This window comes from Micromonospora citrea, assembly GCF_049629545.1.
Taxonomy (GTDB): domain Bacteria; phylum Actinomycetota; class Actinomycetes; order Mycobacteriales; family Micromonosporaceae; genus Micromonospora; species Micromonospora citrea_A.
In genome coordinates this window covers 103,072-116,842 of the sequence record NZ_JBNADX010000017.1, presented here as the reverse complement: position 1 = coordinate 116,842, position 13,771 = coordinate 103,072, and the positions used below count along the sequence as shown (strand labels likewise).

The following is a 13,771-nucleotide window of genomic DNA, read 5'->3' as shown; positions in this document are numbered from 1 at the left end:
TGGAGGAGGTCAGGAAGCCGTGAGGCGTAGCTATGTACGGGTGCTGGGGGCCGCCGCGATCGCCGCGGCGATGGTCGGTGCCGCGGGTTGCCAGGACTCGGGCGGTGGCGACAGCACCGCGTCCGGCGACTGCGGTGGCAAGATCGCTATCTTCGGCGCGTTCACCGGTGACAACGCCGGTCTGGTCCTGCCGTCGCTGAACGGCGCGAAGCTCGCCGTGAAGCAGTTCAACGAGAAGAACCCGGACTGCAAGGTCACCCTGCAGGAGTTCGACACCCAGGGTGACCCCGCGGTGGCGACTCCGTTCGCGAACCAGATCGCGGGGGACAACTCGTTCCTCGGTGTCATCGGCGGTCACTTCTCCGGTGAGTCCGACGCGACGATGCCGATCTACCAGGCCGCCGGCCTGGCGATGGTCAGCCCGTCGGCGACCCGGACCGACCTGACCCAGAAGGGCAACACCTCCTTCTTCCGGGTGGTCGGCAACGACGGCACCCAGGCGGGCGCCGTGGCGACCTACCTCAAGGCGCAGAACGCCGCGAAGGTCTTCCTCATCGACGACGGCAGCGCCTACGGCGCGGGCATCACCGCCGAGCTGGGCAAGAACCTCGGCGCGACGCTGGCCGGCACCGACAAGATCCAGGAGAAGCAGTCGCAGTTCGACGCGACCATCTCCAAGATCAAGGCGGCGCAGGCGGACTTCGTCTTCTACGGCGGTTACACCCGTGAGGCGGCGCCGCTGGTGAAGCAGATGCGTGCCGCGGGCGTCCAGGCGAAGTTCGTCGGCCCGGACGGTCTGTACGACCCGGCGTTCCCGCAGGGCGCCTCGGGCGGCGCCGAGGGCGCCATCATCACCTGCCCGTGCCTCCCGGCCGACAAGGCCGGCGGCACCTTCTCCGCCGACTACCAGAAGGAGTACGGCCAGGCGCCGGGCTCCTACGGCGCGGAGGGCTTCGACGGCGCCCAGATCTACCTGGACGCGTTCAAGGACGGCAAGAAGACCCGGGCCGACATCCTGGCCTACGTGAAGTCCTACGACAAGCAGGGCGTCTCGAAGTACATCAAGTTCGACGACAAGGGTGACGTCGACCCGTCGAAGGTCGTCATCTGGGCCTACCAGATCAAGGGCACGGAGATCACTGCCCTGCAGGAGCTCAAGCTCAGCTGACGACACGGCACTGGAGTGCGGCCGGGGTGTCGTCCCCGGCCGCACTCGATGCAAGGAGACCCGGTGAATTTCGACGAACTCTTCGGCCATCTCGGCCAGCACACCGTCGACGGGCTGTCCAAGGGGGCGATCTACGCCCTGATCGCCCTGGGCTACACCCTCGTCTACGGCGTCCTGCGTCTGATCAACTTCGCCCACTCCGAGGTCTTCATGGTCGGCACCTTCGCGGTGCTGGGCGTGTGGACCGCGCTCGGGGTGGAAAATAACCCGCCGATCGGCCAGGCCATCCTCTTCCTGGTCATCGGTCTGGTCGTCGCGGCGCTCGCCTCGGGCGGCACGGCCCTGGCGATCGAGCGGATCGCCTACCGCCCGCTGCGGCGCAAGAACGCCCCGCCGCTGATCTTCCTGATCACCGCGATCGGCCTCTCCCTGGTGCTGGTCGAGGTCTTCGGTCTGCTCCTGCCCGACGTGGCCGGTGGCGCGCTGCCCTCGATGTTCGGCCGGGCCCGGCAGATCGTCGGCATGCCGACGATCATCAAGCAGGAGACCCTGTTCGAGATCGGCGGCACGCAGATCACCAACATCCAGGTGATCGTCTTCGTCTCCGCCGTGATCATGATGGCGCTGCTGGACTGGTTCATCAACCGCACCCGGTACGGCCGGGGCGTGCGCGCGGTGGCCCAGAACCCGGAGACGGCCGCCCTGATGGGTGTCAACCAGGAGCGCGTGATCATGCTGATCTTCGTGCTCGGCGGCATCATGGCCGGCGCGGCCGCGCTGCTGTGGAGCATGCGGTTCGGCTTCACCCAGAACAGCATCGGCTTCGTGCTGGGCCTCAAGGCGTTCACGGCGGCCGTGCTCGGCGGTATCGGCAACCTGCGCGGCGCGTTGGTGGGTGGCCTGTTCCTCGGCATCGTCGAGGTCTACGGGGCCACGCTCTTCGCGTCCAACTGGGAGGACGTCATCGCCTTCGTGGTGCTGATCGTCGTGCTGATGTTCCGTCCCACCGGCCTGTTGGGTGAGTCGCTCGGGAGGGCCCGCGCATGATCGACAAGATCCGCACCGCAGACCAGCGCCGGGTCGGCCTGCTGAACTCGGTCGGCGACCGCTTCCGCGCGTTGCCGAAGTGGCAGCGGATCGCCGCGTTCCTCGCGTTCGTGGCGTTCCTCTACTACCTGCCGCTGCTCGGCATCCCGGGCCTCACCTGGCTGCGTACCGACTCGATCGCCGGAGGCAACAACTGGGCGGGCGTGCTCTTCGTCTGCGCCATCTACGTGCTGGTCGCGATCGGCCTGAACGTGGTGGTCGGCCTGGCCGGCCTGCTCGACCTCGGCTACATCGGCTTCTTCGCCATCGGGGCGTACAGTGTCGCGCTCTTCGGCTCGGTCAACTCACCGGTGGTGAAGTGGATCCAGCGGGAGTTCGACCTGCCGGAGACCTGGGCGGTGACCTGGGCGATCTGCCTGTTCATCGCGATCGTGCTGACGCTGATCTCCGGGGTGTTGCTGGGCTGGCCGACGCTGCGGCTGCGCGGTGACTACCTGGCCATCGTGACCCTCGGCTTCGGCGAGATCATCCGCATCGTGGCCCGCAACGCCAACGGTGTGACGAACGGGCCGCAGGGCATCTCGGCGATCCCCGGTCCGGAGGGTCCGCCGTCGGCGGAGAACCAGGTCTTCGGCCTGATCGACGCGAAGCCGTGGTACTGGCTGGCCATCTCCGCGGTGCTGCTGATGGTCTTCGCGGTGCGCCGGCTGGAGCACAGCCGGGTCGGCCGGGCCTGGCTGGCGGTCCGCGAGGACGAGGACGCCGCCGCGGTGATGGGGGTCTACCCGTTCAAGTTCAAGCTCTGGGCGTTCGCCATCGGCGCGGCCCTGGGCGGCCTGTCCGGGTTCCTGTTCGCCAGCCGCAACGCGTTCATCGACCCGACCCAGTTCAACGTCAACCTGTCCATCCTCTTCGTGGCGATGGTCGTGGTCGGCGGCTCGGGGAACATGGTCGGCGTCTCGCTCGGCGCGGTGCTGCTGGCCTACCTGCCCGAGCGGTTCCGGGAGATCGCCGACTACCGGTGGCTGGCCTTCGGCCTGGCCATGGTGCTGGTGATGATCCTGCGTCCGCAGGGCCTGATCCCCAGCCGGCGACGGACCCGCGAGTTGAAGGACCGCGCGGCGGAGGCAGAGGAGGCGCCCGCTCATGTCTGACCAGACCACCGGCACCGTGGCGCCGAAGATCCCGACCCAGCCGGGGCCCCGCCCCGTGCTGCTCGAGGTCGACGACGTGACTCTCCGCTTCGGCGGTGTGGTCGCCCTCGACAAGATCAATTTCCAGATCTACGAGGGTGAGATCCTGGGCTTGATCGGGCCGAACGGCGCGGGCAAGACCACCAGCTTCAACGTGATGACCGGGGTGTACAAACCGACCTCCGGGGCGGTCCGGTTCCGCGGCGAGCGGGTCACCGGCCGTAAGCCGCACCAGATCAGCAAGCTGGGCATCTCCCGCACCTTCCAGAACATCCGCCTGTTCCCGGAGATGACGGCGCTGGAGAACGTCATCGTCGGCACCGACTCCCGGCACAAGACCAGCGTGCCGGGGGCGCTGTTCCGGGTGCCCCGGCGCAAGCCGAAGCCGCACGAGCTGCCCCAGGTCACCGCCCCGTCCGGCCCCGTCCGGACGTGGCAGGAGATCCGGCGGACGTTCGCCAAGACGTTCGGCCTGTCCCGGCACATCCTGGAGGAGCGGGCGGCCGAGGCGAAGGCGATGGAGCTGCTGCGCTTCGTCGGCATCGCCGACCGGGCGAACGACGCGGCGCGCAACCTGCCGTACGGCTACCAGCGCCGCCTCGAGATCGCCCGGGCGCTGGCGACCGAGCCGAAGCTGATCTGCCTGGACGAGCCGGCCGCCGGCTTCAACCCGGCGGAGAAGGAGGAGCTGCTCGGCCTGATCCGCAGGATCCGCGACATGGGGCTGACCGTGCTGCTCATCGAGCACGACATGCGCCTGGTCATGGGCGTCACCGACCGGATCGTGGTGCTGGAGTTCGGGCGGAAGATCGCCGAGGGGGCCCCGGCCGACGTCAGCCGGGACCCGAAGGTGATCGCCGCGTACCTGGGGGAGTCCGCTGATGACGCTGCTTGAGTTGGACAACGTCACGGTGTCGTACGGCCGCATCGAGGCCCTGCACGGCATCAGCCTGACCGTCGACGAGGGCGAGGTGGTGGCCCTGATCGGCGCGAACGGCGCCGGCAAGACCACCACCATGCGGGCGATCTCCGGGATCCGGTCGCTCGCCGGTGGCCGGATCACCTTCAACGGCGAGGACATCAGCAAACTCCGGGCCGACCTGCGGGTGGTCCGGGGCCTGTGCCAGTCGCCCGAGGGCCGGCAGATCTTCCCCGGCATGACGGTGCTGGAGAACCTCGACATGGGGGCGTACACCCGGCGGGACTCCGCCGGCATCGCCGCCGACCTGGAGAAGGTGCTGGAGCTCTTCCCCCGGCTGCGCGAGCGGCGCAAGCAGCCCGGCGGCACGCTCTCCGGCGGTGAGCAGCAGATGCTGGCCGTCGGCCGGGCGCTGATGAGCCGGCCGAAGCTGCTGCTGCTGGACGAGCCGTCGATGGGCCTGGCACCGATGGTGATCCGGCAGATCTTCGACATCATCACGGAGATCAACCAGCAGGGCACCACGATCCTGCTGGTGGAGCAGAACGCCCAGCAGGCGCTCTCCCGCGCCCACCGGGGCTACGTGCTGGAGACCGGCCGGATCGTCAAGGAGGGGTCCGGGCAGGACCTGCTGCACGACCCGGCGGTCAAGGAGGCGTACCTCGGCGTGGCCTGAGGTCGTCGTACCGTCGCGGCCGTCCGCCCCCTGGTGGGGGTGGGCGGCCGCGCGGCGTTTCGCGCCGCGCGCGTCCGCCGCCGGTTTCGGCGGTGGCGCGCGGTGCCGCCGGCTCAGGGTTGTCGGCGGTACGGACTAGAGTCGCTGCCGTGACAGCTACGACGCCGCGCCTGCTTCTCGTCGACGGACACTCCCTGGCATACCGGGCCTTCTTCGCCCTGCCGGTGGAGAACTTCTCCACCACGACGGGTCAGCCGACCAACGCGGTCTACGGCTTCACCTCGATGCTGATCAACGTGCTGCGCGACGAGCAGCCGACCCACATCGTCGTCGCCTTCGACGTCTCCCGCCGCTCCTTCCGGACGGAGAGGTACGCGGAGTACAAGGCCGGCCGCAGCGAGACCCCGACCGACTTCAAGGGCCAGGTCAGCCTCGTCAAGGAGGTGCTGGCCGCGCTGCGGATCCCGGTGGTGGAGAAGGAGGGCTACGAGGCCGACGACGTCATCGCCACCCTCGCCTGCCAGGCCCGCGACCAGGGCATGAAGGTGCTGATCACCACCGGCGACCGGGACGCGTTCCAGCTCGTCGGCGACGACGTCACCGTGCTCTACCCGCGCAAGGGCGTCTCCGACCTGGCCCGGATGGACCCGGCCGCCGTCGAGGCGAAGTACGGCGTCGGCCCGCAGCGCTACCGCGACCTGGCCGCCCTGGTCGGGGAGACCAGCGACAACCTGCCCGGCATCCCCGGCGTCGGTCCGAAGACCGCCGCCAAGTGGATCAACACGTACGGCGGGGTAGACGGCGTGATCGCCCGGGCCGACGAGATCAAGGGCAAGGCCGGCGACAGCCTGCGGGAGCGGCTGGCCGACGTGATCCGCAACTACGAGATCAACTGCCTGGTCTCCGACCTGGACCTGCCCGTGCGCCCCGAGGACGCCCGCTGGCAGGGCTGGGACCGGGAGGCCGTGCACCAGGTCTTCGACACCCTCCAGTTCCGGATCCTGCGGGACCGGCTCTACCAGTACCTGGAGGCGGTCGAGCCGGAGGCCGAGGCCGGCTTCGACCTGGCCGGCGAGGTGCTCACCGAGCCCGGCGCGCTGGCCGGCTGGCTTCAGGCGCACGCCCCCACCGGCACCCCGGTCGGGGTGGCGGTCAAGCTCGACACCGGCCCCAACCGCCGGCACACCGCCTCGGTGACCGGCCTGGCGCTGGCCACCTCCGGCGGGGCGGCGGCCTGGTTCGACCCGGCCCGGCTGGAGCCGGCCGACGAGTCGGCCCTCGGGGCCTGGCTGGCCGACCCGGCGCGGCCCAAGGTGCTGCACGACAGCAAGCCGGCCGTGCTCGCCTTCGCCGCGCACGGCTGGACGCTCGACGGCATCGCCCGGGACACCCAGATCGCCGCCTACCTGGCCCGCCCCGACCAGCGCTCGTACGACCTGACCGACCTGGCGCTGCGCTACCTGCACCGGGAGCTGCGGGTCGACGCGCCGGAGACCGGGCAGCTCACCCTGGACGGGCTGGGCGACGAGGGCGTGGTCGAGCAGAACCTCATGCTCCAGGCCCGGGCCACCCTCGACCTGGCCGACGCGATCGACGCCGAGCTGTCCCGCGACGGCGAGCAGTCCGCCCGGCTGATGGCGGGGGTGGAGCTGCCGCTGATGCGGGTGCTCGCCGACATGGAGCGCATCGGCATCGCCGCCGACACGCAGTACCTGTCGGAGTTGGAGGCGCACTTCGCCGCAGAGGTCAAGGCCGCGGCGCAGGGCGCGTACTCGGCGGTCGGGCGGGAGTTCAACCTCGGTTCGCCCAAGCAGCTCCAGGAGATCCTCTTCGGCGACCTGGGCCTGCCCAAGACCAAGAAGATCAAGACGGGTTACACCACCGACGCCGACGCCCTGCAGTGGCTGTACGCGCAGAACCCGCACCCCGTGCTGGAGCACCTGCTGCGCCACCGGGACGTGGCCAAGCTGAAGTCGACGGTGGACGGGCTGCTGAAGTCCATCTCGGACGACGCCCGCATCCACACCACCTTCAACCAAACGGTGGCGGCCACCGGCCGGCTCTCCTCGACCGAGCCGAACCTGCAGAACATCCCCATCCGCACCGAGGAGGGGCGGCGCATCCGTCGCGCCTTCGTGGTGGGAGAGGGCTACGAGTGCCTGCTCACCGCCGACTACAGCCAGATCGAGATGCGGATCATGGCGCACCTGTCGTCGGACGACGCGCTGATCGAGGCGTTCAACTCCGGCGCGGACTTCCACGCCGCGACCGCCTCGTCGGTCTTCGGGGTGCCGGTCGGCGAGGTCACCGCCGACCAGCGGCGCAAGATCAAGGCGATGAACTACGGCCTGGCGTACGGCCTGAGCGCGTTCGGCCTCTCCCAGCAGCTCGGCATCAGCGCCGAGGAGGCGCGCGGGCTGATGGAGAACTACTTCGCCGGCTTCGGCGGGGTGCGCGACTACCTGCACGAGGTGGTGGCCCGGGCCCGCCAGGACGGCTACACCTCGACCATCCTCGGCCGCCGCCGGTACCTGCCGGACCTGGTCAGCGACAACCGCCAGCGCCGGGAGATGGCCGAGCGGATGGCGCTCAACGCCCCGATCCAGGGGTCGGCGGCCGACATCATCAAGGTCGCCATGCTGCACGTCGACACCGCGTTGCGCGACGCCGGGCTGCGCTCGCGGATGCTGTTGCAGGTGCACGACGAGCTGGTCTTCGAGGTCGCACCCGGGGAGCGGGAGACGCTGGAGGCGCTGGTGCGGCGCGAGATGGGTGGGGCGTACCCGCTGTCGGTGCCGCTGGAGGTGTCGGTCGGCGAGGGCCGGGACTGGAACAGCGCCGACCACTGACAATGGCGACGGCGGCCGGCCGCGCCCGTCCCGCCCCTGCCACGTCAGGTCACCGTCCCGTGCCGGCCCGCCTTCGGTTGGCTCGGCCCCGACGGTGGCAAGGTGGCGGGCCGACCGGGCGTGGGCGGGGCCGGTGGGTGCCGGCCCGGTGGACGACCCACCCGCGCCGGCGGGGCGCAGCGCCCGAGGGTGCTGCCCGTGACCCGGGCCAGTTCACCGATCCGCATCCGTCGCATCCTGCCGCCTCGCCTGGCCGTCCGTCGTGCCGCCGCTCAGCCGACCACCGCTCCACCGTCCACCGGCAGCAACACGCCGGTGACGAAGGCCGCCCGGGGATCGCAGAGCGCCAGGATGGCCCACGCTACGTCCTCCGGCCAGGCACGCTGGCCGACGGCCGTGCTCACGTTGACGATGCCCCCGGGTGGCGGTCAGCGCGGACAGCGCGGAGCCGGCCAGGCGGATCGGTGCGACCAGGTTCGTCGCGAGCTGCCGCGCGACCACGTCCGGGTCCACCTCCGCCAGCGGGCCGGCGCCGGCGATGCCGGCGTTGTTCACCAGGACGGCCAGACGGCCGTGCCGCCCGAGTGCGGCATCCACCACCCGATCCGGTGTGTCGGCGGCCGTGACGTCCGCGACCAGCGGAGTGATCCGAGGACGACCGGCGGCCGTCTCCGTCAGCGGCGCGGCCCGGCGGCCGACGGCGATGACGGACGCGTCGGCGGGCTGAGGGCGCGGGCGGTGGCGCGTCCGATGCCGGTGCCCGCGCCGGTGACGACCACGACCCTCTGCTCTGCGATCTCCATGCCGTCGATCGTCTGACCCTGCCGTCAGCGGCAGGGTCAAGCGGGAACGTCGGTGCTTCTACAGGCCGAGCAGGATCGGCAGCGCGTTGACTGCCCCGTGCACGACCAGCAGCGGCCACATCCTGCGGTACCGGGACCACAGGTAGCCGAGGAAGAGGCCGAGCACGCCCTGGTTGACCACCACGGCGGCGAGGTCGGTGCCGAGCCGGCCGGTGCCCTGGATGGTCACGTGCCAGACCGCCCAGACCAGGGACGCCAGCACGACGGCCGGCCACCGACCCAGCAGGGACTCCCACCGGGTCTGCAGCCACCGCCGGTAGAAGACCTCCTCCAGCAGGGCGTTCACGGCGAACGCCACCAGGATCGTGGCGATCAGCTCCGCTGGCGTGACGGTCCGCCCCCAGTCACTGGCCGGCACCGCCAGCGGGGTCGCGTAGCTGAGCACCAGCCACCCGGCCACCGGCAGCGCCGGACCCCACCGGTGCGCGGCGCCGGTCGCCGCCTGCCCGGGGTGCCAGCGCGGCGGTCGCCGGCGGGCGACCAGGAACACCACGGCCGGTACGCCGAGCAGCAGGGCGAGCTTGCCCACGGTGTACGCCGGCTCGCCGCCGAGCAGCGGCAGGACGGCGGCGAACGTGATCCCGGCCAGCAGCAGCGGCACCGCCTCGCGGTACGGCGCGACCGGGTCCGGCCATCGTGGGTCGGTACGCGGCGGGACCAACCGGATCAGCGCGATCCCGACCAGGGCCGGGATCCACCTGGTCCACATCGGCACGGTGTCCCCGTGGTCGGCGCTGTACCGGATGCCGCTGTTCCCGGTGGCGGCCAACCAGAGGGCGGCGGCGAGGACGACCCCCAGGCCCGTCACGAGGACGACCCGTCCGGCGCGGGGGTGACGGTTCGGTGCCGAGGCGTCTGTCGTCACCGCCGGCACGATAACAACACGCGGCGAACGCCGAGCGGGCTCAGTCCTTGAGCGGGTCGTGGCCCCAGTTCATCAGGGACCAGCGCCACTTGGTGTTCCGGACGTCGCCGGAGGGGCGCTGCGCCATGTGCCGGTGCACGTACCCGATGACCTTGCGCATGTGCTTGTAGTCGGCGGCGGTCAGCTCCGCGCGCTTGCGGCGCAACAGGTCGATGATCCTGCGGCCGGATTCGTGGCCGACCGACTCGCCGCCCTTGGTGCCCTTCTTCCGCCAGCCGACGTGCTTCGACTCGTCGGTCTCCAGCCACGTCCGCAGCTCGCCGGGCTTCATGTTCACCGCGTCGGTGAACTCCCGGTAGGTCTGCTCGGGATCGTCACTTCTGCTCATGACGCAGCGCCTCCGGTCGGTGGGCGACGTCCCGGCCCGAGTCGTCGTTGCGGATGCGGTACTGCGGGTCGTCCGGTGACGCGTTCACGGTGTGCCCGCGCACGTGCGTCCGCTCGGTGATCTTCTCCTTGACCACGCCGTACGCCCGGCCGCTGTGACTGGCCCAGGAGACGTGGTCGCCCGTGTGGAACTCCTTCTCGGCCATGACCGTCGCGTACCCGGCGCCGGTGGGCCGAAACGACCGTGCGGCGCTACGGGGTGATCTCGGCGACCGGGAGCTTGATCTCGAACGGCTCGCTCAGCTCGATCAGGTCGGCGCTGTCGGCGACCAGTTCGTACTGCCGCTCGCCGCCCGGCCCGATCCGGTCGCCCCGACGGTAGGCGTAGACGTGGACGGGATCCTGCTCCACGCGCCAGTAGTAGGGGATGCCGGCCGCGGCGTACTCGCCGGGTTTGGCGAACCGGTCCGTCCGTCGGGTGCCGGGACTGACGACCTCCGCGGCGAGGACGACGTCAGCGGGCACGAGGAGGGATCGGTCGGGAGCCACGTCCGCCCGACGGAGCAGGACGTCGGGCTGACGGCTGGTGTTGGTGTTGAGAGCCACGCCGACCGCCTGGGCGGCGCGGAGGTGCGTCGGCGCGTGGGCCCGCAGCCACATCCAGAGCAGGCTGGAGATGTCCTGGTGGCCCAGGGTGGGGGAGGGTGTCACCTGGATGATCCCGTCGACGAGCTCGACGCGGGGGGCGTCGTCCGGCAGGTGGAGCAGGTCCTCCAGCGTGTAGTCGGCACGCTGCTGCCGGATCGGGTCCGGACACCAGGGGCCAGATGGTGTCGCGATCGGCTCGGCGCTCACCGACCCGGCGGAACTCCGCCCCGGCTCGGACGGGTCGCACTGTTTGTCCGCCCGCGTCATTGCGTCGGTTTCTCGGTGACGAAGATGGCGGTGCCGGGGAAGAGCCGCCCGCGCAGCGGGCTCCACTGCCCCCAGATCCCCCCGTGCCCCGCCGGCCACTCCGGCTCCACCAGGTCGAGCAGGTGGAAGCCCGCCCCGACCAGCTCGCGGATCCGGTCGCCGAGGGTGCGGTGCTGCTCGACGTACGTGGCCACGCCGTGGGAGTCCTGCTCCACGTACGGGGAGCGGTCGAAGTACGAGTGGGTGGCGACGAGCCCGCCCTCACCCGGGTCGTCGAGGAAGATCCAGCGCATCGGGTGGGTCACCGAGAAGACCCAGCGCCCGCCGGGGCGCAGCACCCGGTGCACCTCGGCCATCAGGGCGGCGGAGTCGTCGACGAAGGGGATCGCGCCGAACGCGGTGCAGGCGATGTCGAAGGCGGCGTCGGCGAAGGGCAGCGCCAGCGCGTCGGCCTGCACCAGCGGCACGCGTACCCCGGTGGTCGCGGCGGCGTGCGCGGCGTGCCGCAACATCCCCGCGGAGAGGTCGAAGGCGACCGGCCGGGCCGCCTGGGAGGCCAGCCAGCGGGCGCAGGCGGCGGCGCCGCAGCCGACCTCCAGCACCCGGCGCCCGGCGACGTCGCCCAGCAGCCGGGCGTCGGCCTCGCGCAGCCCCTCCGGGCACCAGACGAAGTCCACGTCGCCGAGGAACGCGCCGTGCTCGGCCTGGTAGTCGTCGGCGTCGGTGTCCCACCAGCCGCGGTTGGCGCGGCGGGCCTCCGCGTCGCCGACCCGCCGTCGGGTCACCCGGTCGTCATCCACCCGTCCACGCTAGGCCCTGCCCCGGACACCTCGGACGGCGGCCGCGCCGGCGGTGCGCTACCTTGTCCCTCCCGGGGCGGATGTGACGCACGAGACAGTCGAGGCGCTTTACCGCCGATATCTCCGCTTTCGCAGCTGACGAGGTCGCGAGGACACGGGAGGCCTTGCACGCTGTGGTAATGCAGCGGGTAGGCTAGACGATGCGCTCGCGGATCGTGTGCCTCGGCAGGGAGCAGGTGCGCGGTCACCGGAGCCACTAATGATCTTCACTTGGCGATCGTTCGGTGTGCCCGGCGGCGGATCCGTTGGCGCGAAATGGTCACTGCGACACCACGCCTGCTGTGACAACCCATCCGACCGGAGCAACCGCCCACATGACGAGCAGCATCGAGGCCCCCTCGAGCGCCACCCGGGTCACCCACGACGATCTCGGCTCCGAGGAAGCTTTCCTCGCCGCGATCGACGAGACCATCAAGTACTTCAACGACGGCGACATTGTCGAAGGCACCGTCGTCAAGGTCGATCGGGACGAGGTCCTGCTCGACATCGGCTACAAGACCGAGGGTGTCATCCCCTCTCGGGAGTTGTCGATCAAGCACGACGTGGACCCTGCCGAGGTCGTCTCGGTCGGTGACCACATCGAGGCCCTGGTCCTCCAGAAGGAGGACAAGGAGGGTCGTCTGATCCTCTCCAAGAAGCGGGCGCAGTACGAGCGGGCCTGGGGCACGATCGAGAAGATCAAGGACGAGGACGGCGTCGTCCGCGGTTCGGTCATCGAGGTGGTCAAGGGTGGCCTCATCCTCGACATCGGGCTGCGCGGCTTCCTGCCCGCCTCCCTGGTCGAGATGCGGCGGGTGCGCGACCTGCAGCCGTACGTCGGCCGCGAGCTCGAGGCCAAGATCATCGAGCTGGACAAGAACCGCAACAACGTGGTCCTGTCCCGCCGGGCCTGGCTGGAGCAGACGCAGTCCGAGGTGCGCACCGAGTTCCTCAACAAGCTGCAGAAGGGGCAGGTCCGCAAGGGCGTCGTCTCCTCGATCGTCAACTTCGGCGCGTTCGTCGACCTGGGTGGCGTGGACGGCCTCGTGCACGTCTCCGAGCTGTCCTGGAAGCACATCGACCACCCGTCCGAGGTCGTCGAGGTCGGCCAGGAGGTCGAGGTCGAGGTCCTGGACGTCGACCTGGACCGCGAGCGGGTCTCGCTGTCGCTGAAGGCGACCCAGGAGGACCCGTGGCGTCAGTTCGCCCGCACCCACGCGATCCAGCAGATCGTGCCGGGTAAGGTCACCAAGCTGGTGCCGTTCGGCGCCTTCGTCCGGGTGGACGACGGCATCGAGGGCCTGGTCCACATCTCCGAGCTGGCCGAGCGCCACGTGGAGATCCCGGAGCAGGTCGTGCAGGTCGGCTCCGAGGTCATGGTCAAGGTCATCGACATCGACCTGGAGCGCCGCCGCATCTCGCTGTCGCTCAAGCAGGCCAACGAGGGCTTCGTCGAGGGCGAGGAGCACTTCGACCCGACCCTCTACGGCATGGCCGCGACGTACGACGCCGAGGGCAACTACATCTACCCGGAGGGCTTCGACCCGGAGACGGGCGAGTGGCTCGAGGGGTACGACAAGCAGCGCGAGACCTGGGAGAACCAGTACGCCGAGGCCCGTCAGCGCTGGGAGGCCCACACCAAGCAGGTGCAGACCTCCCGGGCCGCCGACGCCGAGGCCGCTGCGAACCCGGCTCCGGCCGTGTCCACCGGCGGCACCACCACCTCGACCAGCACGGCCCCGAGCCGGCAGGCCGAGGAGCCGGCCGGCACCCTGGCCACCGACGAGGCGCTCGCCGCCCTGCGGGAGAAGCTCGCCGGCGGCAAGTGAGCCGGTGACAACTCCGGTTCGGTGCGGCTGACGCCGCGCCGCGCCGGGAGCGGTCACTGACGACGACGGGCCCCGTCCCCGCGATCCGGTTCCACCGGACCGCCGGGGACGGGGCCCTCGTCCTGTCCCGGACCGCCGCCTGATCCACTCCACGTGCGGCGTGGTGTGGGGTTTCCCCCACCCAAAACACCAAACAAACAACAAAAACAAGAGGGGGGGAA

At 70.6% G+C, this 13,771-nt stretch carries 14 protein-coding genes and 1 pseudogene; 7 read left to right on the top strand and 8 right to left on the bottom strand.

Annotation, left to right across the window (positions count from 1 at the left end):
- Positions 1 to 19: 19 nt before the first annotated feature.
- The 6 genes from ACPFP2_RS19320 (at position 20) to polA (ending at position 7,852) form a co-directional block, all read left to right on the top strand.
- On the top strand, positions 20 to 1,168 hold the full coding sequence (locus tag ACPFP2_RS19320) for a branched-chain amino acid ABC transporter substrate-binding protein (protein WP_424090565.1): 1,149 nt from the start codon (positions 20 to 22) through the stop codon (positions 1,166 to 1,168).
- 63 nt (positions 1,169 to 1,231) lie between these two features.
- Entirely contained in the window at positions 1,232 to 2,215 is a 984-nt protein-coding gene (locus ACPFP2_RS19315) for a branched-chain amino acid ABC transporter permease (RefSeq protein ID WP_424090564.1), read from the top strand.
- Positions 2,212 to 3,369, top strand: coding sequence for a branched-chain amino acid ABC transporter permease (locus tag ACPFP2_RS19310; protein WP_424090563.1), 1,158 nt, complete (start codon positions 2,212 to 2,214; stop codon positions 3,367 to 3,369). Before ACPFP2_RS19315 ends, ACPFP2_RS19310 begins: the two co-directional genes overlap by 4 nt.
- A complete protein-coding gene (locus ACPFP2_RS19305) occupies positions 3,362 to 4,303 on the top strand; it encodes an ABC transporter ATP-binding protein (protein ID WP_424090562.1) in 942 nt (313 codons plus the stop codon). Before ACPFP2_RS19310 ends, ACPFP2_RS19305 begins: the two co-directional genes overlap by 8 nt.
- Positions 4,290 to 5,003, top strand: coding sequence for an ABC transporter ATP-binding protein (locus ACPFP2_RS19300; protein WP_424090561.1), 714 nt, complete (start codon positions 4,290 to 4,292; stop codon positions 5,001 to 5,003). The genes ACPFP2_RS19305 and ACPFP2_RS19300 overlap by 14 nt, the downstream gene beginning before the upstream one ends.
- A 149-nt stretch (positions 5,004 to 5,152) precedes the next feature.
- Positions 5,153 to 7,852: a DNA polymerase I gene (gene polA / locus ACPFP2_RS19295; RefSeq protein WP_424090560.1), complete on the top strand. Its 2,700-nt coding sequence runs from the start codon at positions 5,153 to 5,155 to the stop codon at positions 7,850 to 7,852.
- A gap of 272 nt (positions 7,853 to 8,124) precedes the next feature.
- Here polA and ACPFP2_RS19290 read toward each other — a convergent pair whose 3' ends face one another.
- The 8 genes and pseudogenes from ACPFP2_RS19290 to ACPFP2_RS19255 form a co-directional block, all read right to left on the bottom strand.
- Entirely contained in the window at positions 8,125 to 8,256 is a 132-nt protein-coding gene (locus tag ACPFP2_RS19290) for an SDR family oxidoreductase (RefSeq protein WP_424090559.1), read from the bottom strand.
- Positions 8,257 to 8,338: 82 nt separating this feature from the next.
- Positions 8,339 to 8,530 (bottom strand): annotated as a pseudogene (locus ACPFP2_RS19285) (SDR family NAD(P)-dependent oxidoreductase); the annotation flags it as partial.
- Positions 8,527 to 8,655, bottom strand: a complete 129-nt coding sequence (locus tag ACPFP2_RS19280) for a hypothetical protein (RefSeq protein ID WP_424090558.1) — start codon at positions 8,653 to 8,655, stop codon at positions 8,527 to 8,529. The pseudogene ACPFP2_RS19285 and the gene ACPFP2_RS19280, both read right to left, overlap by 4 nt.
- Before the next feature lie 58 nt (positions 8,656 to 8,713).
- A complete protein-coding gene (locus tag ACPFP2_RS19275; protein ID WP_424090557.1) occupies positions 8,714 to 9,523 on the bottom strand; it encodes a lysostaphin resistance A-like protein in 810 nt (269 codons plus the stop codon).
- 97 nt (positions 9,524 to 9,620) lie between these two features.
- Positions 9,621 to 9,968, bottom strand: coding sequence for a DUF3140 domain-containing protein (locus ACPFP2_RS19270; RefSeq protein ID WP_424090556.1), 348 nt, complete (start codon positions 9,966 to 9,968; stop codon positions 9,621 to 9,623).
- Complete coding sequence (locus ACPFP2_RS19265) at positions 9,955 to 10,173, bottom strand: DUF2945 domain-containing protein (RefSeq protein ID WP_091291087.1); 219 nt, start codon at positions 10,171 to 10,173, stop codon at positions 9,955 to 9,957. The genes ACPFP2_RS19270 and ACPFP2_RS19265 overlap by 14 nt, the downstream gene beginning before the upstream one ends.
- A gap of 46 nt (positions 10,174 to 10,219) precedes the next feature.
- Positions 10,220 to 10,822, bottom strand: coding sequence for a Uma2 family endonuclease (locus ACPFP2_RS19260; protein WP_424090555.1), 603 nt, complete (start codon positions 10,820 to 10,822; stop codon positions 10,220 to 10,222).
- Positions 10,823 to 10,878: 56 nt separating this feature from the next.
- Positions 10,879 to 11,682: a class I SAM-dependent methyltransferase gene (locus ACPFP2_RS19255; RefSeq protein ID WP_424090554.1), complete on the bottom strand. Its 804-nt coding sequence runs from the start codon at positions 11,680 to 11,682 to the stop codon at positions 10,879 to 10,881.
- A gap of 374 nt (positions 11,683 to 12,056) precedes the next feature.
- Between ACPFP2_RS19255 and rpsA the strand changes: the two genes are divergently transcribed.
- On the top strand, positions 12,057 to 13,550 hold the full coding sequence (gene rpsA, locus ACPFP2_RS19250) for a 30S ribosomal protein S1 (RefSeq protein ID WP_043967455.1): 1,494 nt from the start codon (positions 12,057 to 12,059) through the stop codon (positions 13,548 to 13,550).
- The last annotated feature ends 221 nt before the right edge of the window (positions 13,551 to 13,771 follow it).